The sequence below is a fragment of the Paenibacillus sp. SAFN-054 genome, from assembly GCF_051966755.1.
GTDB lineage: Bacteria > Bacillota > Bacilli > Paenibacillales > Paenibacillaceae > Paenibacillus_AQ.
This window is the reverse complement of sequence record NZ_JBQCKS010000002.1, coordinates 18866-42128: the sequence shown is the minus strand read 5'-3', so window position 1 is coordinate 42128 and position 23263 is coordinate 18866. Positions and strand designations below refer to the sequence as shown.

Below are 23263 nucleotides of genomic sequence, written 5' to 3'. Positions count from 1 at the left end.
GAGATCGCTTACAACTCACCATGGTTCAGTCAGCAGCCACCTTAAGGAGCGAGTACGATGGGAAACCTGAAAAAAACATGGAGCCGTTTGAATTCGATCCGAAACAAAATCTTTTACTCCATTCTGCTGTTTCTGATTATCCCCTTTCTATTGACCTTCTACTTTATGGACAAGCCTCTGGAAAAGGTGATTGAGCAAAAGATCGGCCGTTCCGCACAGGACGCGCTGTACCTGGTGAATTTCAACGTTCAATTATTTCTGGAAGAGATGCTGCAGTCCTCCGTCAATATCACGATCAATCCCAGCATAACGAAGCTGCTCAAGGACCCGGATGCCTACAGCAAGTACGAGAAGCTCCGTTTGAACGATACCGTGCTGAACCGGCTGTTCAGCTCCTACTTTTCCAATTCGTACGTCACGCTGTTCGACCGGGAAGGCAACTGGATCAGCACAAGCTATATGTTCGATCCGATTCTCCACGGCTATTTGGATTCTGAGTGGTACCAGGAAATGATGAAGAAGCCCTATCAGCTGAAATGGATGTTCAACAACAAAGATTTGATGTACGCCGACCGGAAGCCGATCATTACGCTGGTAAAGACGATAACGGAGCTGCAGACCAACAAGAATGAGGGCATGATCGTGTTCAGCGTGCGTGAGGAGGATATCCGTAAATACCTGAGCGGACTTGAGGGCAACACTTATCTGGTGGACACCGGCGGAACGATCGTCTCCAGTCCCGACAAGAAGCAGATCGGGAACAGCCTGCTGAAAGAGGCTTACATGCCGAAGGTATGGAATTCCGCGCGGGGACAGCAGATCATCGAGAAAAAGGGACAGAAGTGGATCGTCAATTATGATACGGTTCGCATCAACGGCTGGAAGATCATTCAGATCGTACCATACGACACGGTATTCAAAGAGATCTTCGATATCCGCAAAGCGAACTTATTGATCTTTTTCGCGATCTTTATCGTCTTTTCCGTTATCACGATTTCGATCGCGTACGGTATTTCCAAGCCGCTAAAGCTGCTCCGCAAAAAGATGAGGGAGCTGGAGGACAAGGAGTTCTACTCCAACATTGCCGTGACCGGTCCGCAGGAAATTGCCTCCTTGATCGAGACCTATAATAAAATGGTCAAAAAAATACGCGGACTGCTTGGACGGGTGAAGGATGAATACGAGCAGAAGGAAGACATGCGCTTTCGCGCGCTTCAGGCCCAGATCAATCCTCATTTTCTGCTGAATACGCTGAACAATATCAAATGGATGGCGTATATACGTAACGACAAAGACGTGGGAGACATGCTGTCGAACCTGGGCGGCATTCTGGAGGGAAGCATCGGCCGGGGAGGCAGCTTGATCATGCTGCGGCAGGAGCTGGATTATATCGAGAATTATATGGCTTTGATGAAAATGAGCCATGCTGATACAATATCTCTTAATATTGACGTTCCGGACGAGCTGATGGACCAGGAGGTCATTAATATCATGCTGCAGCCGATTATTGAAAACTGCCTGGTGCATGGATTGCAGAGCATGACAGGGATGGGCTTGATCACCATTCAGGCATGGCATGATGAGGATGATTTCGTGCTCCGTGTCGCGGATAACGGCACCGGGATTCAGCCGGAGAAGCTGATGGAAATCCGCGGCAGGCTCGAAGTGGGCTCGACGGACCCCATGCCGGAACGGATCGGCGTCCAGAATGTCCATGACCGAATCAGGCTCCAGTACGGCGATGCCTATGGGCTCAGCATAGATAGCAAACCGGATGAAGGGACCACCGTAGAATACAGGCTGCCAATTAGAAAAGTTCAAAAGGGGATTGGCGATGACACTAAAAGTGATGCTGGTTGATGATGAACTGTTGGTACGTTTAGGAATCAAGTCGTTGATCGATTGGGATAAGCATGATTTCGAATTTATCGGGGATGCCCCGGACGGGGAAAAGGCGCTGGAACTGATGGAGCAGAACGTTCCCGACATACTGCTCACGGATATCGTGATGCCGCGGATGAACGGTCTGCAGCTGATCGAACAGGTAAGGGCCAAATACCCGAGCATGCTGATTATCGTGCTGAGCAGCCACAATGAGTTCGATTATGTCCGCAGCGCGATGAAGCTCGGCGTCGAGGATTATATGCTGAAGACGTCCATGAAGCCGGATGAGCTGCTGAATATCCTGGTGGAGTCCGCAGGCAAAATCGGGCGCGGCAGCAAGAAGGCGCAGCCGGAGGACGCTCAGCCGGCTGAGAGCCGGAATTCGCGCCCGGATGAGGTGACGAATTGCGTCCGCAGCATTCTGACAGGGAACCCGGCGGATGCAGCGGTGCCCGGGGGGCTTCAGCTTCGGCCGCACGGCATCCTGCTTCTCCTTCATGTGCTTCATACGCGTGAGGGGGGTCCGGAGGCTTCTGCCATGAAGCTGCTCGAGCATCTGGTCCAAACCGAGCTGGAAGCGCTGCTGGACAGCCATCCGCTTGCGCTCGACAGCCGCGACATCGCCGCGCTGCTGGCGGTGCCGGAAGAGCAGCTGCCGGATTTGGGACGGCAGATCAGCGGGCTGGTGAGTGCGGCACAGGTGCTGCTCGGTATTACGCTGCGGGCCGATATGGCCGGGCCTCTCGCTTCGTGGGAGGAGCTTCCCGCCGCTTTCGCCAAGGCGAAGTCCGGCATCATGGAGCAGGGCATGCAGATGACATCCCGCGAAGATATCAACTCGCTGCTGACCTACCTGAAGGACAATCTCACCCGGGATATTTCGTTGAAGGAAGCAGCCGAACGGATCAACATCAGCGAAACGTACCTGAGCACGATATTCAAGAAAGAGACGGGCATGGGCTTTACCGACTGGATCAACACGATGCGCATCGAACAGGCAACGAGCCTGCTGATGGAAACAAGCCTTCCAAGCTACCAGATTGCCGAGCAGGTCGGCTACGAGAACATCAACTACTTCGGGCGCATTTTCAAAAAGATGAAGGGGACCAGCCCGCAAAAATTCCGCTCGCAATACCAGAAAACGAAAGCATAGCGAGCTTATCCGACCCTCCTGCATCCGCAGGAGGATTTGTTTTTGTCACCCATCCAAAAATAGTGAACATTCCATCCTAAAAAAGTGAATGCGGGCGTCAGCTCCATGTAAGCGTTTTAAAAATCTTGAATATAAAGCTGATAATTTTGTTCCTGTTGGATCATTTTCTTCGCGGCTATACTTTACCTATAAGCCTTTCACTCAAAGGCAAGTCCTGAAAGGCTATTGAATACAGCCGCAAGGAGGAATTCCACAGCATGATCGTCGGATCTTTGAAGCATTGGGCAGCGCAGCGGGAGCTGGCACATCCGGTGCTGCGCAAGGCGGTAGATTTTCTGCAAGACACGGATTTCAGGCTTCTCGAAGAAGGGAAATATCCGATTTGGGGACAAGACATGTTTGCCATCATTTCGAGAATCCAAACCAAGCCGGCTTCGATGCAATCCGCGGAGAAACATGAATGCTTCCTCGACATCCACTACGTGATTGAGGGAGAGGAGCTCATCGGCTGGCGGCTGCAGAATGAAGAGACGATTCCGTTTGAGAGCAATCCGGAAGAGGACTATTCCTTGTACACGGAGCTTGACGGGGAGTCCATGATCCGGCTTACGCCGGGGATGTATACGGTTCTGCAGCCAGAGGATATTCACCGGCCGGGCTTGACCGAGACGGAGCCATCCGAAGTAAGAAAGGTCGTCATCAAGATCAATCATAACCTGTTTTAAATTCTTTTTTAGCACACAACAAGATTTTAAAGGGGGCATTATTCGATGTTGAAAAAACGTGTGTTTTCGGCTACTACCGCGCTTGTTCTGTTGATGTCGCTTTTGGCTGGCTGCTCCGGCGGAAGCCAGAAAGAGGCAGAGAGCAGCAGCAGCGGCGGTGACAGCTCTTCCGGCAAAAAAGATAAAGTGGAGCTGAACCTGTGGCTCACTCCACAGTGGAAGGGCGTACTGGATGCTTCGGAGCAAAATGCGGATTATGACAGCTTTTTCAAATATGCCGCAGATAAATTCTCCAAGCAGTATGACAAGCAAGACGTGAAAGTGAACGTGCAGGTCATTGCAGGCGATCAGCGCGACGAAATGCTGAATGTTAACCTGAATGGCGGCACACCACCTGATATCTTCTTTGAAAGCGTGTTCGCCATGGGCGATTATGTCCACCGCGGAGCACTGGAGCCGCTCGATGATATCGTCGACGACGCGGCCAAGAAGGATATCGACCAGAAATACTGGGATAACGTAACCTTCGGAGATAAAGTGTACTTCTATCCGTTCGCCCATAATCCGGGCACGCTGGCTTACAACGCCGATATGTTCAAAGCCGCTGGCCTTGAAAGCTACGTCGGTGGAGAGAACGAAATCAAAACCTGGTCGATGGATGATTACAACAACATCCTGAAGACTCTGAAAGACAAGCTGCCAAAAGGTTCATACCCTATGGGGCTGTACGCGCTGAACAATCAGGGCGACACATGGAACCTGGCTTACCTCCGGATGTTCGGCAACAAGTTCTTTGACGACCAAGGCAACATCATTGTAGATGACGAGAATGGCGTCAAGGCAGCCGATTGGCTGAAAAAGATCTACAGCGAAGGCTATACGAATCCGGGCGCGGAATCGGTTTCCTCGAACGATGCCAACGCCATGTTCCAAAACCAGCAGCTGGCCATCAGCTTCACGAATCCGGTGCTGTTCAACAACTCGAAGTCCGACATGGAAGCAGGCAAAGCACCGAAGTTTGACGTCCGCCTTGCCAACATTCCGTCCGCAGACGGAAAGCCGCTTTCCTTCACGTACGTGATCGGTGCTTCGGTATTCAAAACCGGAGACGCGGTGAAAACACAGGTTGCCAAAGATTTCGTGAAGTTCTTCTCTACCGATCCGGAGCTTGTGAAATCCTCCAAGAACAGTATTCCGGTAAGAAGCTCGGTAGCGGCCGAATTCAAGGACAAATATCCTTTGTTCACCGCATATGACGCCAATGCCGCGAACCTGTTCAACTTCACGGGCAACGTACCGGGATACAGCGAGCTGAGACAAGTGCTGTATCCGGAGCTTCAAGCCATGTTCATCGGCGAGAAGACGCCTGCCCAAGCGGTCAAGGATTACCAGACGAAGGGCAATGCGGTCATTCAGAAAGCCAAGGAAAGCTCGGTTATTTTCAAAAAGTAATAACATCGGCATATTGCACAATCGCAAGAAAAACGCAGCATAATACAGACATATAAACAAGATTCGGTCCCTGCCGCTTGCGGCCCGGCCAGCGGCGGCAGAGGAATCCGGATTGGAAAGGTAACGGATAACCATGAAACTGAGAAACTATCACTGGAAAGAAAACGTGACCGGCTATCTGTTCATTTTGCCACAATTCTTGATGTTCCTGATTTTTATCGTCTATCCGATCATTGAAGGCATCAGGCTTAGTTTGTACAAGGTACAATTCAATCAGGAATCATTCGTCGGTTTCGACAACTACGTGACGCTGTTCCATGATCCCGTCTTCTTCAAGTCGATTTACAATACGGTTATATTTGTTGTATTCATAGTTCTTCTAACAGTCGCTTTCTCGATATTCGTCGCTTCCTCCGTTTTCGATAAAAACGCGAAATACGTCTCGTTTATCCGGGGGAGCTATTACATCCCTGTCATGGTTTCCATGGTCGTCATGAGTATGGTTTGGGGGTTCCTGCTGAATCCGGCCAACGGTCTCATTTCGTATGCGGCAAGGGAAATGGATTTTTCGATCGTCAATTTGCTTGGCAATAAACACACGGTTCTGCCGGTGATCATATTTGTTACATTCGCAACCAACGTCGGTCAGGCGATCATTCTATACATTGCGGCGATGATCGGCGTTCCGAAGGATTTGTTCGAAGCGGCCGAGGTCGATGGGGCGAGCCGGGTTCGGGTCATTTTCCAGATCCTGATTCCGCTGGTTAAGCCGACCACGATTTACATCACGATCATTAACATCATCGCTGTGCTGAAAATTTTCGTCGTCATCCAGCTCTTGACGGGCGGCGGTCCGAACAACGCTTCCGTCACCATGATGTATTATCTCTACAACAACGCGTTCAAGTATAACCAGCTGGGCGTTGCTTCCGCGGTGGGCGTCATCATGTTCCTGATCACGCTGTTATTGTCCATTCCGCAGCTCAGAGCAATGTTCAAGGAGAAGTGAGGGATAAATCATGCTTCAAACGAAAGAGAAGAAAAAACGAGAGAAGTACGATATTGTCTCGAATATCATCATTATCGTCTTCGCCGTGCTGAATTTGTTTCCGCTTTACTGGCTGTTTACCAGCTCGCTCAAAAACAGTTCCGATGTCATCAAAATGCCGCCGGACTGGTGGCCGAAAACATTCTCGTTCAGCAATTACGTCGACGTTTTCAATAATCAACCGGCTCTACGCTGGACGCTCAACAGCCTGTTCGTTGCGGGAGTCAGCACCATTCTGGTCGTCATTGCCAGCTCGATGGCCGCATATGCATTTTCCAAGCTGAATTTCTTTGGTAAAAACGTGCTGTTCGTCGTCTTTATCTCAAGTCTGATGGTGCCCAAAGAGGTTATGATCGTTCCATTGTTCCGGATCACGCAGGACCTCGGCATGGTGAACTCGCTTTGGGGCATGATCTGGCCCAACGTCGCCACGGCTTTCGGCGTATTCCTGCTCAAAGGCTTCTTCGACAGCGTGCCGGATGCACTCCGGGAGGCGGCCCGAATCGACGGTGCCGGGGAAACGAGAACGTTTCTGCAAATCCTGCTCCCAATTATCAAACCGGGCATCGGCGCCCTGTTTATTCTGAACTTCGTGCAGGTATGGAACGACTATCTGTGGCAGCTCGTCATCGGCCAGGACAAGAACGTGAAGACGCTGATGGTCGGCATCGCCACGCTGATGCAGGATTTGAATCCGAACTTTGCATACAAGATGGCGGGTGCCACCGTGGCGGCCGTGCCAATGCTTCTGATTTTCCTCTTGTTCCAAAGATACTTTACAAGAGGGATTGCAGGCGGTGCCGTGAAGGAATAAGGATACAAGCGGGGTTAAGAGGATGGAGCATATCATAGGCATTGACGTGGGCGGTACGGAGATCAAGGCAGCCGTATTCGGCCCGGATGCGCAAATCGTTTTTCATCAGAAGGTTCCGACGCCTGCAGGAGATGCAGGCATCCGGATTCCCGAGGCCGTCTCCGGCATTATGAACAGCCTGATGAGCAAGTACGGAGATATCCGGGGCGTCGGGATCAGCACGGCAGGAGTCGTCGATACCTCCAGCGGCGAAATTATTTTCGCCGGAGGGACTATTCCTTCCTACAAAGGCACGAATTTGAAAAAGCGGATCGAGGAGCGCTACGGCCTCCCCGTCGCGATAGCCAATGACGTGAATGCCGCCGCCCGCGGCGAATGGTGGAAGGGCGCTGCCCGCGGAAAGGATCACTTCTTCTGCATGACGCTGGGGACGGGCATCGGAGGATGCATGTTCAGCAGCGGGCAGATTGTAGAAGGTGCCCATTTCAGGGCAGGTGAAATCGGACACAGCTTATATGACAAACACACAGGCACCACGTATGAACAGCGGGCATCGATGTCCGCTTTGATGAAACGGGCGCCGCAGGAGATCGAAGGCTTCGCCGGGGACGGCTTCGAGCTGTTCGACCGGGCCAGACAGGGTGAAGAAGCATGCATACGGCTGATTGACAGCTGGACGGAGGAGATCGCGAGAGGCATCGCGGAAATGGTTTTGTACGCGGATCCTTCGGTCATCGTCATCGGCGGAGGCGTATCGGAACAGAAACAATTTTTACTGGATCAAATCGAAGCTCATGTGGCCGAATATTTGCCGGAAGGCTTTTCCCAAACGAAGCTTGTCACGGCAGAGCTCGGCAATAAAGCGGCTTTATACGGCGCGGTTTATCCTTACTTTAAATAAGAGATGGAGTGCATACCTAATGACGACAGACATCGTTTCTCAATATCAAGGCATTTATATCGCAATGTATTCGGCATATGACGAAGCAGGCAACGTGGATCGGACCCGTGTAAAGAAACTCGCAAGATATTATGTAGGCAAAGGCGTTAAAGGGCTCTATGTCGGAGGCAGCTCCGGCGAGGGCATACTCCAGAACGCGGAGGAGCGCAAGCAGGTGCTTGAAGCGGTCATGGAAGAAGTGAAGGGCGAGCTGACGATCATTGTGCATGTCGGCGCGAACTCGACGCGGGAAGCCGTGGAGCTTTCGAAGCATGCGGAGAAGTGCGGCGCGGATATCATTTCGGCGGTACCTTCGATTTACTACCGTCTGCCGGAAGCGGCGGTGGAAACCCACTGGCAGCACATGATTGACAGCACGAACCTGCCGTTCATCATCTACAACATTCCCCAGACGACGGGCTTTACGCTCAGCACAAGCCTGCTCGCCAAGCTGGCGAAACAGGACAAGGTCATCGGGGTGAAAATGTCCGGGGAAAGCACCTTTGAGCTTCAGCAGTATAAGGAGACCGGCGGCAGCCAGTTCCTCGTATTCAACGGACCGGATGAGCAGTTTCTTGCAGGCCGCATCATGGGTGCCGACGGCGGTATCGGAGGAACATACGGCGTAATGCCGGAGTTGTTCGTGAAACTGAACGGCTTGTTCAAGGACAATCGCATCGAAGAGGCGCAGGCGCTGCAAACGAAGATCAACGGCATCATCAAGAAGCTGCTGGCCTACCCGTCCCTGTACGGAGCCTGCAAATACATCCTCAGCCTGCGCGGTATCGAGACGGGTGAACCTCGCCTGCCGCTGCTGCCTGTGCGCCCGGAGCATCATGAAACGCTTGCAGAGCTGAATCGCGAAATCGAAGAAACGGTTGCCGCATACACGGCCGGGGCATAAGGGGGCGTACTGCGATGATCGAACAAATCAAAGGCGGACTTGTCGTATCATGCCAGGCGCTGGAGCATGAGCCGCTTCACAGCTCGTTCATTATGTCGAAGCTGGCCTTGGCGGCCTTGGAAGGCGGCGCAGTCGGCATCCGGGCTAACAGCAAGGAAGACATTATTGCGATCAAGCAGGAGGTTCCGCTGCCCGTCATTGGAATTGTGAAGCGCGATTATCCGGATAGCGAAGTATTCATTACGGCGACGAAAAAGGAAATCGGCGAGCTGCTCGAAAGCGGCTGCGAAATGATCGCGATGGACTGCACGAAGCGCACCCGTCCCAATGGGGAGACTTTGGCTGAGCTTGTAGCTTACTGCCGGGAACAAAATCCGTCGGTGGAGCTGATGGCGGACATTTCCACGGTTGAAGAAGCCGTCATGGCGGAGGAATTGGGCTTTGACTGCGTATCCACGACGCTGCACGGCTATACGCCGTACACATCGACCACGAAGCTGTACGACAACGACTTCGCGTTTCTGAAAGAGGTTCTGTGCGAGGTGGGCATTCCGGTCATTGCGGAAGGCAATGTCATTACACCTGAGATGTACGGCCGCTGCCTTGCACTTGGCGCCTATTCGGCCGTCGTAGGCGGTGCGATTACGAGACCGAAAGAAATCACGGCGAGATTCGTGCAGGCTGCGCAGAAGTAGGGCCAGGTTTCTAAGATTGTCATCATAGAGCAAGCAAGGTCGTTCGAATCGGACGCGCATAGGGATAAAGCCGTTGACACAGAGAATGTGTCAGCGGCTTTTTTTATGCATTCACAGCGTGAATTGTTGATTTAAAACCCTTGAACGCTTTCATCGGTCGCCCACGGATTAAAGCAGCAAGAAGGAGCCTTTCATCCAGAGCAGACGAGGGGTGTCCTTCGGATAGCTCCTTGGAGAATAGAGTCAAGCGGCCCCTGCATATCCATGAAGAATGAAGCGGCCCAGGGAGAGAACAGGACCATAAGATCGAATGAAGGAGACATATACGCGCGCTGGGCAAGAGTCCGTCGATCCGCCGTACTAAGTGGGGTGCCGACATCAGCAATCGTTCATCCCGTATATTTTACAGGGCCGCTGGCTTCCTATCGTTAAATCATCAAGTGTGAAGAAAGGAGCATCTGACAGCATGTATCCCAGCTACCCCTACTATGGTTCGGAAGTGCAGTGCAAAAATGTCCCCTTTTCCTTTCCGCCGCAGCACCAGTCTCGCCAGCCCGGCATGGAATATTTGATGGTACCGAGGCCTATATCGGAAAATCCGGCTTATCAAGGCTCTGGCAAGCTGCGCGGCAAAATAGCCTTGATCACCGGAGGCGACAGCGGGATTGGGCGGGCTGTTGCCTTCGCTTTCGCAAAGGAAGGCGCGGATATCGTCATCGCGTACCTGGATGAGCATCAGGATGCGATGGAGACGAAGCAGCGCATCGAGCAGCTCGGCAGGCGCTGCCTGGCCCTGGCCATCGATTTGAGAGCCGACGAAGCCCCCGGTGAGGTTATCAGGCAAACGATCGGAACATTCGGAAAATTGGATGTGCTCGTAAACAATCATGGCGTACAGTTTCCGCAGGAGAGCCTTCTGGACATTTCGAACGAGCAGCTGCTAAATACGTTCCAGACGAATATTTTATCCTACTTCCGCATGGTCAAAGCCGCGCTCCCCCATATGAAGGCAGGCAGCACCATTATCAACACCGCGTCCGTCACGGCGTACCGGGGCGAGAAGACGCTGATCGACTATTCATCGACCAAAGGAGCTGTCGTTTCGTTCACGCGTTCCTTGTCCTTGAATCTCGTCGGCCAAGGCATCCGCGTAAACGGGGTGGCCCCGGGTCCGATCTGGACGCCGCTTATTCCGTCGAGCTTTAGCGCCGAACGGGTTAAGGTATTCGGCACGGAGGTGCCGATGAAGCGGGCCGGTCAGCCGTTCGAGCTGGCGCCTGCTTACGTGTATCTGGCTTCCGACGATTCCGGCTATGTGTCTGGCCAGATTCTTCATGTCGGCGGGGGAGAGATGGTGGAATCTTAGTCTTAGCATAAGCGAAGGGACAATGCAGCTGATCCTTGCCGTCATGCCGGGATCAGTTTTATTTTGGATATTGGCATTGACGTGTGGAACTTTCTGGAATACAATGTGACTGTCAGTACTTACTGTCATATTTGCCTGGGAGATGATTTTCAAGATGGAACACACATTATGCAATCATGACAAGATGCTATTGGCCGCTATCGATCTAATCGCGGAGAAGGGCTATAACGGGGTAACCACGCAGGAGATTGCCGCCGCGGCGAATGTGAGCGAGAAGACGCTGTTTCGCCATTTCGGCTGCAAGCGCAAGCTGGTTGACGAAGCCTTCGAACGCTTTCATTATACTGAAGAAATGTCAAAGCTCTTTCAAGACCAGATCACTTGGGATTTGCATGCCGATTTGCTGCTGATCACCCGCAAGTATCACGACCTCATGAACCGGAACCGGAAGATGATCCTGATCAGCCTGAAGGATGAAGCGAATCTGCCGGGCATCCGCCAGCAGACGCAGCAGCACCCGCGCCGATTATTGGAGTTCCTTACCGATTATTTCGTACAGATGGCCGAGAAGGGACAAATGAACCTCAGTCATCCGGAGACGCAGGCGCTGTCCTTTTTGATGATGCATTTCGGCGCGTTTTTGAATGAGCTGGAGAAGGATGAGAATTTTCCCGACGTGACGCTGGATGCATTTATCGAAGAGAGCGTGCGGATCTTTACACGGGCGTGGACACCTTGATCGAGGCATCGAAGATGGGCCGATTCCGCGATAGATGATCCCGGGAGAACAACCAAATGTAAAGCTTGCAGCAGCACAGAAACACGTCGCCACAGACGTTTTTCTTTTAATATATATGTCAGTCTGTACTGACAGTCATCCTTGATGATGAAAGGAACGAAGAACATGATATCCGTAGAGCAATCGCATCAAGCGATGAAGCTGATCCGCCTGTTGGCCTGCACGCTGGTCATATCGGTGATGAGCGCCGGCATGTTTAACGTCGTGCTTCCGCAAATCCGTGAGGAGTTTCATTTGACGCTATCGCAGGTCAGTTGGATGACTTCGGTGTACACACTGATTTACGCGATCGGAACGGTAATTTATGGCAAGCTTGCCGATCAATACAGGCTGAAGCAGCTGCTTACCGTCGGACTGCTCGTGTTTGCCGCAGGATCCGTCATGGGCCTCGTCAGCACCACGTTTGGCATGGTCATTGCCGGCAGGGCTCTACAGGCTGCCGGAGCCGCCGTTATTCCCGCAACATCGACACTGATCCCCGTGCGCTATTTTCCGGTAGAAAAGAGAGGGACTGCGCTCGGCATGACCGCGGTCGGGCTGGCCATCGGAAACGCGCTGAGCCCTGTCGTATCCGCCTTGGTCGCGAGCGTGGCCGATTGGCGCTGGCTGTTCTGCATTCCCCTGCTGTCTCTGCTCCTGCTGCCCTGGTATCGCAGGTATCTGAATGATGATAAGGGAGCGGCTGGCCAGGTCGACTGGCCAGGAGCCATCCTGCTCGGAGCCGGAGTGGGCATGCTGTTATTCGGATTGTCGGAGGAGAAGTGGCTGCTCCTTACGGGAGGTGTCGCTGCATTCATCCTGTTCGCCCTGCGTATTCGCTCGGTCCGGGAGCCTTTCATTCAGCCGCTGCTTCTGAAAAACAAAAGGTACATGGTCTACCTGCTGGCGACGTTTCTGCTAACCGGCATTTCATTCACTTTAATATTCCTGAGCCCGCTGCTGCTGGCGGAGGAGCAGCGGCTGTCATCCGGCTGGATCGGCCTGACCCTGGTTCCGGCTGCGATCGCTTCGGCCCTGCTCGGGCAAAAGGGCGGCAGAGTAGCCGATGCCCGCGGCGTCTCGTTCCTGTTCCATATCGCTTCGGCGCTGCTGCTTTCCTGTTTTGCGCTGATGTCGATCTTTGCCGGGGCACCTCCGATATTGATTGCCATTATCCTGATTCTGGGCAACGTCGGCCAGTCTTTTATGAACATTACGCTTGCAAGTTCGGCCTCCAAAACGCTTCCCAAAGAACAGGCCGGGGTCGGCATGGGAATGTTCGCCATGATGAACTTTATCGCAGGAAGTGTTGCCGTCGCGGTCAGCGGAAAGGTCATCGACATGGGCGCAGGCTTCAAATGGAACCCGCTGAATTATACCACCGGTCCGGGGGGCTTGATTTACTCGAATATTTTCTTGGTGCTTGCCTTCGTGCATATCGTCATTTTAATCGCGGGTCATCTGTATCTGAAAAGAACGGAGCGATCCCCTGTGCCGGCTGCCGGTTTGGTATCGGCCCCTCCTCAGGGAAGATCCTGAAAGCACAGGATGATTTGATAGGAGTTCTAGGTTTACGCCACAGCCCATATTTTATTTTTGAAAGAGGAAGAGGAGGAGAAACATATGTTGAATATCGCCATCATTATCGGAAGCACGCGCCCGGGCCGCAATGGAGCCGCCGTGGCAGAGTGGGTGTATGAACTCGCCAAGCAGCGCGAGGACGCCCGGTTTGAGATCGTGGATATCGCCGATTACAACCTGCCGCTGCTGGATGAACCGATGGGTGCGGCCTCAGGCCAATATACGAAGCCGCACACGATCGCCTGGTCCGACAAAATCAAATCGTTTGACGGATACGTGTTCCTGACGCCGGAGTACAACCACGCCATCTCGGGAGCACTCAAAAATGCGATCGATTACCTGTATCGTGAATGGAACAATAAAGCGGCGGCAATCGTCAGCTACGGAGCCGGGGGCGGTATACGCGCTTCGGAGAACCTCCGTTTAATTGCCGCCGAGCTGATGCTGGCCGTCGTGCGCGGGCAGGTTGCGCTGACGTTCAGGGACGACTTCGAAAATTACTCCGAGCTTAAGCCGGCCCCGTACCAGGCAGGCGCGCTGAAAGGGATGCTGGATCAGCTGATCGCTTGGAGCGGTGCGCTTAAGACACTGCGCGAATAGAACGATCTTATAAGGAGAACACGCCGGGATTCGGCGTGTTTTTTGGTGTGAACAAGTACGCCGTCTAGCGTCGGTTAGACAAGCTTACCTTCAGCCAGGGGAGCGGATCGCTGGATCAGCTCTATAAAATGGCGCGCGGCAGCAGACAGATGGTGGCCCTTGAGCCAGATCAAACCGGTCGCGGCGGACAGCGGCGGATCGGAAATTTTATAGGCATGCAGGGCACTTGTCGTCATTTGGGCGATCACCGTTTCAGGTACGATGGCTCCGCCAAAACCCGAGGAAACCAGACGCAGCAGCAGGGGGATATCCGAGCATTCGGCGATAATTTTCGGTTGAATGCGCTGGGCGGAGAAGGCCATCAGAATGACGTAATGCACGCCCAGGCCCTCGGTGCTGGGAAGCATGAGCGATTGATCCCGAAGATCGGTCAACTGCACCTCTGAACCGGCATCCGGCAGGGCATCCTTTGTCAGGAAATAAAAGGGCTCGGCATGCAAATGAAGGACGGAAAAGTCGTCCAGCTCCAGAGGCAGCCGGATAAGCGCAAGCTCCAGCACCCGGTTCTTGACGAGTTCGCACAGCCGCGAAGATTCATTCTGTTGGATTTTGTACGTGACATGGGGATATCGCTCTTTGAACCGATGCAGCAGTCCGGGGAGGAAGGCGGAAGAGAGCGTATTGATGCCGATGGTAAGCGATCCCTTCATGCCGTTGCCTACCTCTTTCACTTCCGAAACCGCCTCATCCATCAGCTGCGTCATGAGGAGTGCATGCCGGTACAGTGCCTTTCCGGATTCGGTCACCTTCAGCAGCTTGCCGCTGCGTTCGACCAGAACCGTTCCGAGCTCCTCCTCCATCGCCTTCAGCTGCTGGCTTAACGGAGGCTGCGACATATGCAGCCTTTGAGCCGCGGCAGAGATCTTCCGTTCCTCGACGATCGCGATGAAATACCGAAGCTGCCTGATATCCATAAAGCGGGCCTCCTTTTATATGTAAAACCTTATCGAAAGTAACATTATTAATATTTTTCATATACATGGTCCCATGGTAGCATATTTCCGTGAAGAGCGTGAAGTGTTCAATCCTTTAGATCGTTGAAACGAAGGGACGCATGGAAAATGAAGGATGAGAGTTATTGGCTGACACAGGTCCGGCTGGAAATAGGCTACCTATGTCATAGCGACGGGACTGTGGAGGCAACGCAAACCGGCCTGTATCACATGAAGGTCATGAACGGTAAAATAGCGGAGATCGTCAGTGCCGATGCGGTTCTGGAGGATCGGCTGCCCAAGCAGGACATGCAGGGTTACCTTATGCTGCCATCGTTCCGGGACATGCATATTCACCTGGATAAAACTTATTACGGTGGGCCGTGGAAAGCCCCAAGCATTCCGGCGAACGGTATTTTCACAAGGCTGGAAGAGGAGAGGGAGCTGCTGCCGCGGCTGCTGCCATTCGCAAGAGAACGGGCAGGCAAGCTGGTCGATCTGCTGATCGGAGCCGGAACAACCCATATCCGAAGCCACTGCAATATCGATCCGGTCATCGGGCTCCGCAATCTGGAGGCTTTGCGATCAGCAGCGACGGATTACAAGAAACGGGCGTCGATCGAAATCGTCGCTTTTCCTCAGCACGGCCTGCTGAAGAACGGGGTGGTGCCGCTCATGCGTGAAGCCTTGCGAAGCGGCGCCTCGCTGGTCGGCGGAGTGGATCCGGCTACGGTGGACGGGAATATCGAACGCTCCCTGCATACGATCATGGAGCTTGCCGTGGAAGCCGGTGCAGGCGTGGACATTCATCTGCATGACGGTGGACATCTGGGCCTGTTCACGATGCAGCGGCTGGCGGATTTGACGGAAGAAGCAGGCTGGCAAGGGAGGGTTACCCTCAGTCATGCGCTTGCGCTGGCGGATGCGAGCCCCGCGGAAGCCGCCGAAATGGCTGACAGGCTGTCAAGCCTTGGCATATCAGTCGCTTCGTCGGTGCCGCTCGGACGGACGATACCGATTCCGCAGCTTCGATCCCGGGGAGTACGCGTGTCTCTTGGAGATGACAGCATCACGGATCACTGGTCTCCATTCGGCAAAGGCGACATGCTGGAGAAGGCGGGAATTCTGGCGGAGCGCTTTGGTCTTGCGGATGAACGCGCTTTGGGACAGGTTCTTGGGTATATTACCGGCGGAGTCACGCCTTTGAGCCCGGAAGGAGAGCGGGTGTGGCCCCGGATCGGGGATGACGCAAGCATGGTTTTCGTCGAAGCGAGCTGCTCGGCGGAGGCCGTGGCGAGAAGGGCCAATCGCAAAGCTGTTTTTTATACAGGGAACCTTGTCTACGGTAACTGACCTGCAAAACGATGGAAGCGAAAGGATGAAGATGCCATGATAAACGCATTTTGGCTTATGAATGCTCGACTGGAAACCGGCTATGAGGTGCAGAACAACGTGATTGCCGGTACGCGCACGCAAGCGTGTCATCTGCTCATACAGGACGGAGCCATCGCAAGCATGATTCCGGCCGACCGGCCGATCGAAGATCAGCTCCCCCGCAAGGATGCGGGAGATCGCTTGGTGCTGCCTTCCTTTACGGAGATGCACTGCCACCTGGACAAAACGCTGTTGGGCGGCAGCTGGAGGGCCGTGACGCCCGCCAAGTCGATTATTGAACGGCTCGATGAGGAGAAGAATTTCGATCCTTCACGTTCGATTCCCATCAAGGAAAGCGCCGCAAATTACGTGGAAGCGTCCTTGAGGGCAGGGGTTACGCATCTCCGTACCCATGTGGACGTGTTTCCGGAGGTCGGTTTATCGCATCTGGAAGAGGTTCAGGAGGCGCTGCGAATGTTCGATGGCAGGCTGTCTCACGAAATCGTGGCTTTCCCGCAGCAGGGCCTGCTGCGTTCCGGATCGGAGCAGCTGGTTAGAGAGGCTGTGCGCAAGGGGGCAGCATGGGTCGGAGGCGTGGATCCCGCCACGGTGGACGGCGATCTGGAGCGCTCCCTGCAGACCATGGTGAACATAGCGGCCGAGGAAGGGGCCGGAATCGATCTGCATTTGCATGATCCGGACCGGCTCGGCCTCTTCACGATCAAGCGGCTCGCCGAGCTCACCGTTCAAGCCGGGCTGCAGGGCAGGGTAGCCGTCAGCCATGCGTTCAGCCTCGGGGACATTTCAGGACAGCAGGCGGCGGACATGGCGGCATTACTGGCTGAGGCCGGGATTGCGATTATAACGAGCGTTCCGATGGGACGGAAGTTTCCGCCCGTGCGGCTGCTGCATGATCATGGCGTATCCGTTGCCGTGGGATGCGACAACGTGTACGACATCTGGTCCCCGTTCGGTAACGGTGACATTCTGGAGCGGGCCGGAAGGCTGGCGGAAATTTCGCACTGGGTGGATGAACGTTCGCTCGGTCAGACGCTGGGATATATTTCAGAGGGCCGGACCCCGCTGGATCAAACGGGCGTTCAGGTCTGGCCGCGAATCGGTGACGAAGCAAACCTGGTATTGGTGGAAGCCTCCTGCTCGGCGGAAGCCGTTGCCAGAAGGACGCGAAGAGCCGCGACCCTGTACCAAGGAAATGTGGTAGCCGGAGCGCTGGATGACATACGGACAGAGTAAGTCAGAAAGCGAGCAGCAAACGAAGAAGAGCCGCATGACGCATGGCGCGTCAGCGGCTTTTTTTCATGGGCTCATTCTTTCCGATTCGCTCAGGCTTCGACCGATTTTATGAAGGAGCATCAGCAGCTGATCCTCTTCCTCTTCGCTCAGGTACGCAGCCAGTCTTTTGTTGGCGTTCGCCAGAATGGAACTCAGCACGGGTGCGAATTCCTTGGCTTTGGGAGTTGGATACAGCAGAAGGGAACGCCGGTCTTCCGGATCGGGAATCCGTTCAATGTAGCCCTGCTGCTCCAGCTGCTTGACGGACCTCGCGGTCGTGGCTTTATCGAATTTCAACTGCTGCGTGAGCTGGTCCTGATTGATGCCTGGACAGTTAAGGACAGCTTTCAGGAAGCTTTGCTGCCCACCGCTTCCGATCCCGTAAGGTGCCAGCTCTTTGGCGAGAATTTTTTGGTGGGAGCGGTGAATGTATGACATTAATTTGCCGATCGGTTCCTTTTTCAAGGGAGTCACCTCTTCCGGATAAGTATGAACGGTTCGGGTTAATTTTATATATGAAAGGAAACAGACTTGTTCCGTTAGGTTTCGTACGTTCGTACATGGCTTACATTTATATAAAATATTTTATCGTAATATTGTTGCGCGCGCAACTAATATCGGTTACACTGTTAACGATCAATTAGTTGCGTTCGCAACTAATGATAAACCGTCGATCAGGAGGTAGTCATGAGTTCATCCTTTGCATCTTATCAAGAGGACGCCGCCATTCAGAAGAAGCGCTGGCTGATTCTTGTCGTTCTGAATTTATTCACCTTCATGTCCACGCTGGACGGAAGCATCGTTAATATTGCGCTGCCGGTATTGTCCAAGCAGCTTGGTCTGCCGATTGCCCAGATCGAATGGGTCACGACCGGCTATCTGATGGCCATTTGTACCGTTATTCTGTTTTTCGGGAAGCTTGGGGACATGGTCGGCAAAATCCGCATTTTCAGACTGGGAACTTATATTTTCATCGTCGGGTCATTGCTGTGCGGATTCAGCAGCTCGCTGCCTTTTCTGATCGTCTCGCGGGTCATACAGGCGCTGGGGGCTTCGATGACGATGGCGAACAGCCAGGGGATTATTACGGATATTTTCCCTGCCAAGGAACGCGGCAAAGCACTGGGTCTTATCGGAACCTTCGTTTCGCTGGGAAGCATCGCCGGACCAAGCGTAGGCGGCATAATCATCTCCGCGCTCGGCTGGGAGTATATTTTCTGGGTCAACGTGCCGATCGGTCTCATTGCCGTGTTCATCGGCTGGAAGGTGCTGCCGGCAGATCTGGTCAAGGTCAAATCCAAGGTCGATGCGCCCGGCAGCTTGCTGTTCGCGATCTTTATCGTCACTTTATTCGCGGGCTTGCTGCTGGGCCAGCAGGCGGGTTACGGCAATCTTTGGATTATTTTGTCCCTCGTGCTGGCGGCTGCCGCGTTCATTCTGTTCGTGCGGTTGGAGGCGAAGCGCCCGGAACCGCTGCTTGAGCTGTCCCTGTTCAAAAATCCGCTGTTCTCGGTCAGCATCCTGTGCGGCTTTCTCGTCTTTGCGGCGAATTTCTGCTTCAATATCATCGCGCCGTTCTACGCGCAAAACATGCTGAATCTGTCACCGTTCTCGGCAGGCTTCCTGCTGATGCTGTTTCCGATCTGCATGGTCGTCGTCGCTCCGGTCAGCGGCGCTTTGTCTGACAAGGTCGGCTCGGAGCCGCTCACTTTCGCCGGACTGATCGTCATGGTTATCGCCCAGTTCGGGCTCGCTTCGCTGCACGACGGCAGCTCCCTCTGGATCGTGGGAACCTGGATCGCGATGCTGGGCATCGGCAGCGGACTGTTCCAGTCCCCGAACAATTCGCTTGTCATGTCGCAGGTCCCCCGCACCCAGCTGGGCTCGGCGGGGAGCGTCAATTCGCTGGTCCGCAACGTGGGCATGGTCGTGGGCATTACGATTGCGACGACGACGCTGTTCCATGTCATGAGCGGCAAAGCCGGGCACCGGGTAACGGGGCTCGTTCCGGGACGCCCGGATATTTTCCTGAGCGGCATGCATACGGTGTTCACTGTATCCTCCTCCATCTGTTTGGCGGCTGCGCTGCTGACCGGATGGCGCATGTATCGCGCAGTGGCTTCCAAACGTAAGTCTCCTTCATCTGAAAGATAAGGAGTTTTCCGCTTCATACCGTCCTTTGGACAATTCCGACTGTATAGGTATACAATAAAAGGAATGATAGCCATGAGAGGGGAGAAAGCCGCATGAATTCGGTCCAAACGGATCCATTCGTTCGAAATGATCGTGAAGCAGGCATCGCGAAACGATCCGACAGGCTCGCAGCGCTCTTTGCGGAGCGTGCTCCTGGGCATGACCGGGAAGGCTCGTTTCCATTCGAGAACTTTGATGATCTTCGTGAAGCCGGTTACCTGAAGCTGACCGTACCGGAAACGTTCGGAGGCGAGGAGGCTTCGCTTTATGAAATGCTGCTGGCCCAAGAACGGCTGGCCAAAGGTGACGGGTCAACGGCACTGGCCGTAGGCTGGCATGTGAGCCAGGTGCTTCAGCTTCGGATCAAGCAGTCCTGGCCGCGCAAGCTATACGAAGATTTCTGCCGTGAAGTCGTGGAAAAGGGCTCCATGATTAACCAGTTCGCGAGTGAGCCTTCCACCGGAAGCCCAAGCCGCGGGGGGCGGCCGCAGACAACCGCGGTCAAGGCAGATGGCGGATACCGGCTGAACGGCCGCAAAACGTTCAGCTCGCTGATTCCGGTATTGGATCAGTTTACCGTGACTGCTTATGTCGAGGACGAGGAACGAATCGGCACTTTCTTGGTACGTAAAGGGCCGGGCGTAAGCATCGATGAGACATGGGATACGCTCGGTATGCGCGGAACCGGAAGCCATGATCTGCTGCTGGCGGACGTGTTCGTTCCGGCAGAAGAACGGATCGACGCAAGCGAGAGCGGAGGCACATCCGCCGGCGTCGGCAAGTCCGATCACGGCGGAGCCCTCCTGCATATTCCTGCATGTTATCTCGGGATTGCCTGGGCGGCGCGCGACTTCGCGGTGAAGTTCGCCGCGGAATACCGTCCGAGCAGCCTCCCCGGGCCGATTGCCGAGCTGCCGCATATCCAGCAAAAAATCGGGGAGATGGAATCGGAGCTGATTACCGCGCGCACGCTTCTCTATAGTGTAGCGGAACGGTGGGACCGGCTCGATGCCTCGCGCCCGGCGATGAAGCCCGAACTCGGGCTCGCCAAGACGGTCGCGACGAACGCGGCGCTCCGGATCGTCGACCTGGCGATGCGGATCGTCGGAGGCTCCAGCCTGTCGCGCAGCCTGCCGCTGGAGCGGATGTACCGCGACGTGCGGGCGGGTCTGCACAATCCGCCGATGGAGGATTCGGTGATCGCGATGCTGGCGCAGCGGGCGATCGGAGACGCGAAAGAGGAATAAGGATAAGGTATGGATAGCCGCCGGACTTTAGTGTCCGGCGGCTTTCTTGGCTCTGAACCCAAACGAAGTCCGCCAAATCCAACAGCATGAATAAATCCTTTCTTTTCCGTGATATCGCAAAGCTAAACTACAGTTCATTTTGCATAGTCGGCATGGTACGATATACTCTCTACGCCGTCGTATGACGGTAATGATAACAACCATAGAGCAGCTTGAGCTGGCCTAAAGTTTGTCCATTCGGAGGAGGAGTTGTTCCTATGAAAAATCTGAACAAAGAGCTGCTGCTGAATTTATTCGTGGTTTCCCCGATCTTGACCGCCATATGGGCAGTGGCCGCCACGCGGGTCGAAGACTCCTCGCCGATGGATATGGGACCTTTTCTTCCGGCGATGCTTGTCATTCTTACGCTATATCCCTTTTATATCTGCATCAGCCTGCTTCATTTCGGCTTGGGATTATGGATTCGAAGTCTTGCGCTTCGCCTTGCCGCCATCAACGCGCTCGGGCTTCTTCTGGCGTCCGCTGCCGGTTTGTACGCCGGGGTTGCCTTTTGGCCGGTGTATTCCTGCTTTTGCCTGTTTTCAGTTATCTCTTTGATGGGTCTATTTCGATCGGATTTGGATTGATGCGAGGAAAGAAATTCATATAAAATTCACTTACTTTTATAAAGTTAATATGTTAAAATGACTGCGCAGCCAAAATTTAGCAGCATACATAAGGAGAAGATAACAATGAGCCAGTTTCAGGAGCTTGTCCAAGCACGGAGATCAGCCAATAAGTTTAACATTGACATACAAATCAGCGAGCAGGAACTGAACGAGATGTTCAGCTTGGTGAAATTCGCGCCATCCGCCTTCAACCTGCAGCACACCCACTATGTGGCCGTAACCGATAAAGAGCTGAAGAACAAGGTTTACGAGGCGGCTTTCAAGCAGTACAAGGTGCTTACTAGCTCTGCCGCGATTGTTGTGCTTGGCGACCTGGAAGCCTACCATAATATCGGTCCGATTAATGAAGGCCTGCTGAACCTTGGAATCATCGACCAACGCGAATTCGACGAAACCGTCCAGAGCGTCGTGAGCATGTACGAGGACGGCGGCGACCGGTTCAAGCGGGATGAGGCCATCCGCAATGCGAGCCTGTCTGCGATGCTTTTCATGCTGATTGCCAAAGATAAAGGCTGGGATACATGCCCGATGATCGGCTTTGATCCGGAACTGCTGCGGCAGGCGCTGAATATTCCGGACCGTTACGTGCCGGCCATGCTGATCACGATCGGCAAAGAGGACACAACCAAGCAAAGACCGCGGGGATACCGCAAGCCCGTGGGCGAGTTCGTATCGTTTAATGGTTTTTAATCGGACAGGAACAACATACTTTTGCAAGGGAAAGGCCGCCTTCTGCAGGCAGGCCTTTTTTCTTTTTCTTGTATTTTTGCTACCATAGGAGAAACGACCGGAGACGGCGCATAACAGGAGGGAATAACCATTGCTATACGTCAGACGCTTGATTATTCTAGCGGTATTGGGGGCCGCACTCACGGGCTGCTCTTCCGGCGAAAAGGCTGCAGATTCATCTGCTCAGCCTTCCGCCGAACCGGGCACCGGGGCGCAAACGCCAGCGGTTCCATCTTCGCAGCCATCGGGTAACGATTCCAAAGACATTCAGGCTTACTTCGCGCAGGAGGGGACGCATCCCGAGCAGGCCATCATCGGGCTGATGAACGAAGCCAAGAGAACGCTGGATATTGCGATATACAGCATAAATTACGAACCGATCGTTGACGCCATCGTGGATGCGGCAGACCGAGGAGTCAGCGTCCGCCTGATTACCGACCGGGAGCATGCCGCCGAGAAAGGAAAACAGAAGGACGCGCTTAAGCGCATCGCGAAAGCAGGCATTCCCGTCAAAACCAACAGCCATGACGGCAAAATGCATCTGAAAATGCTCGTTGCCGACACCCAAAGCGTGGAGGCGGGTTCCTTCAATTATTTGAAGTCATCCGTTGAGGAAAACGACGACGTGGCGCTGATCATTCACGATGCAGCCGTGGGCAAGCAGTTTGAGGATGCTTTTAATACAATGTGGAATGACAAGGATCGCTTTCAGGATTACCAAGAGTAGTTCGGGGTGTGCCTTAATGGTTTGACATCTATCATGAGTTTTGATTTAACTATATTAAAGACTTATGGCTGCAGTACACTGCGCCACGAGATCAAGGGCG

General features: G+C 53.8%; 22 protein-coding genes. 20 read left to right on the top strand and 2 right to left on the bottom strand.

Annotated features, from left to right (window positions below; all coding sequences use genetic code 11):
* Positions 1-57: 57 nt before the first annotated feature.
* From ACTHPM_RS11685 to ACTHPM_RS11625, 13 genes are all read left to right on the top strand, one after another.
* Positions 58-1860, top strand: coding sequence for a sensor histidine kinase (locus ACTHPM_RS11685; RefSeq protein ID WP_440396188.1), 1803 nt, complete (start codon positions 58-60; stop codon positions 1858-1860).
* Complete coding sequence (locus tag ACTHPM_RS11680) at positions 1835-3037, top strand: response regulator transcription factor (protein WP_440396189.1); 1203 nt, start codon at positions 1835-1837, stop codon at positions 3035-3037. The genes ACTHPM_RS11685 and ACTHPM_RS11680 overlap by 26 nt, the downstream gene beginning before the upstream one ends.
* 257 nt (positions 3038-3294) lie before the next feature.
* A complete protein-coding gene (locus ACTHPM_RS11675; RefSeq protein WP_440396190.1) occupies positions 3295-3762 on the top strand; it encodes a YhcH/YjgK/YiaL family protein in 468 nt (155 codons plus the stop codon).
* Between the two features lie 45 nt (positions 3763-3807).
* Entirely contained in the window at positions 3808-5214 is a 1407-nt protein-coding gene (locus ACTHPM_RS11670; RefSeq protein ID WP_440396191.1) for an ABC transporter substrate-binding protein, read from the top strand.
* A 133-nt stretch (positions 5215-5347) separates the two neighbouring features.
* Positions 5348-6223, top strand: a complete 876-nt coding sequence (locus tag ACTHPM_RS11665; RefSeq protein WP_440396192.1) for a carbohydrate ABC transporter permease — start codon at positions 5348-5350, stop codon at positions 6221-6223.
* A gap of 10 nt (positions 6224-6233) precedes the next feature.
* Positions 6234-7076, top strand: coding sequence for a carbohydrate ABC transporter permease (locus tag ACTHPM_RS11660; RefSeq protein WP_440396193.1), 843 nt, complete (start codon positions 6234-6236; stop codon positions 7074-7076).
* Positions 7077-7098: 22 nt separating this feature from the next.
* Positions 7099-7977 (top strand): ROK family protein, encoded by an 879-nt coding sequence (locus tag ACTHPM_RS11655; RefSeq protein WP_440396194.1) that lies wholly within the window; start codon positions 7099-7101, stop codon positions 7975-7977.
* A gap of 19 nt (positions 7978-7996) precedes the next feature.
* Complete coding sequence (locus ACTHPM_RS11650; protein WP_440396195.1) at positions 7997-8920, top strand: dihydrodipicolinate synthase family protein; 924 nt, start codon at positions 7997-7999, stop codon at positions 8918-8920.
* 14 nt (positions 8921-8934) lie between these two features.
* Positions 8935-9615, top strand: a complete 681-nt coding sequence (locus ACTHPM_RS11645; RefSeq protein ID WP_440396196.1) for an N-acetylmannosamine-6-phosphate 2-epimerase — start codon at positions 8935-8937, stop codon at positions 9613-9615.
* Between the two features lie 466 nt (positions 9616-10081).
* Positions 10082-10981 (top strand): SDR family oxidoreductase, encoded by a 900-nt coding sequence (locus tag ACTHPM_RS11640; RefSeq protein WP_440396197.1) that lies wholly within the window; start codon positions 10082-10084, stop codon positions 10979-10981.
* Between the two features lie 154 nt (positions 10982-11135).
* Positions 11136-11720, top strand: a complete 585-nt coding sequence (locus ACTHPM_RS11635) for a TetR/AcrR family transcriptional regulator (protein WP_440396198.1) — start codon at positions 11136-11138, stop codon at positions 11718-11720.
* 165 nt (positions 11721-11885) lie between these two features.
* Entirely contained in the window at positions 11886-13298 is a 1413-nt protein-coding gene (locus ACTHPM_RS11630; RefSeq protein ID WP_440396199.1) for an MFS transporter, read from the top strand.
* Between the two features lie 84 nt (positions 13299-13382).
* Positions 13383-13940: an NADPH-dependent FMN reductase gene (locus ACTHPM_RS11625; protein WP_440396200.1), complete on the top strand. Its 558-nt coding sequence runs from the start codon at positions 13383-13385 to the stop codon at positions 13938-13940.
* 74 nt (positions 13941-14014) lie between these two features.
* Here the strand turns inward: ACTHPM_RS11625 and ACTHPM_RS11620 are convergent, their stop codons facing one another.
* Positions 14015-14914 carry a LysR family transcriptional regulator gene (locus tag ACTHPM_RS11620; RefSeq protein WP_440396201.1) on the bottom strand — a complete coding sequence of 300 codons (900 nt, stop codon included), beginning with the start codon at positions 14912-14914 and terminating at the stop codon, positions 14015-14017.
* A gap of 147 nt (positions 14915-15061) precedes the next feature.
* Between ACTHPM_RS11620 and ACTHPM_RS11615 the strand changes: the two genes are divergently transcribed.
* Positions 15062-16285, top strand: a complete 1224-nt coding sequence (locus ACTHPM_RS11615; protein ID WP_440396202.1) for an amidohydrolase family protein — start codon at positions 15062-15064, stop codon at positions 16283-16285.
* 36 nt (positions 16286-16321) lie between these two features.
* Positions 16322-17560 (top strand): amidohydrolase, encoded by a 1239-nt coding sequence (locus tag ACTHPM_RS11610; protein ID WP_440396203.1) that lies wholly within the window; start codon positions 16322-16324, stop codon positions 17558-17560.
* 63 nt (positions 17561-17623) lie between these two features.
* Here the strand turns inward: ACTHPM_RS11610 and ACTHPM_RS11605 are convergent, their stop codons facing one another.
* Complete coding sequence (locus ACTHPM_RS11605; RefSeq protein WP_440396204.1) at positions 17624-18064, bottom strand: MarR family winged helix-turn-helix transcriptional regulator; 441 nt, start codon at positions 18062-18064, stop codon at positions 17624-17626.
* A gap of 222 nt (positions 18065-18286) precedes the next feature.
* Here ACTHPM_RS11605 and ACTHPM_RS11600 point away from each other — a divergent pair, with 222 nt between their 5' ends.
* The 5 genes from ACTHPM_RS11600 (at position 18287) to ACTHPM_RS11580 (ending at position 23163) form a co-directional block, all read left to right on the top strand.
* Entirely contained in the window at positions 18287-19753 is a 1467-nt protein-coding gene (locus ACTHPM_RS11600) for an MFS transporter (RefSeq protein ID WP_440396205.1), read from the top strand.
* Positions 19754-19845: 92 nt separating this feature from the next.
* Positions 19846-21039 (top strand): acyl-CoA dehydrogenase family protein, encoded by a 1194-nt coding sequence (locus ACTHPM_RS11595; RefSeq protein WP_440396206.1) that lies wholly within the window; start codon positions 19846-19848, stop codon positions 21037-21039.
* A gap of 257 nt (positions 21040-21296) precedes the next feature.
* Positions 21297-21665, top strand: coding sequence for a hypothetical protein (locus tag ACTHPM_RS11590; protein WP_440396207.1), 369 nt, complete (start codon positions 21297-21299; stop codon positions 21663-21665).
* Between the two features lie 105 nt (positions 21666-21770).
* Positions 21771-22397 carry a nitroreductase family protein gene (locus tag ACTHPM_RS11585; protein ID WP_440396208.1) on the top strand — a complete coding sequence of 209 codons (627 nt, stop codon included), beginning with the start codon at positions 21771-21773 and terminating at the stop codon, positions 22395-22397.
* A 130-nt stretch (positions 22398-22527) separates the two neighbouring features.
* Positions 22528-23163: a phospholipase D-like domain-containing protein gene (locus tag ACTHPM_RS11580; RefSeq protein WP_440396209.1), complete on the top strand. Its 636-nt coding sequence runs from the start codon at positions 22528-22530 to the stop codon at positions 23161-23163.
* Positions 23164-23263 lie beyond the last annotated feature (100 nt).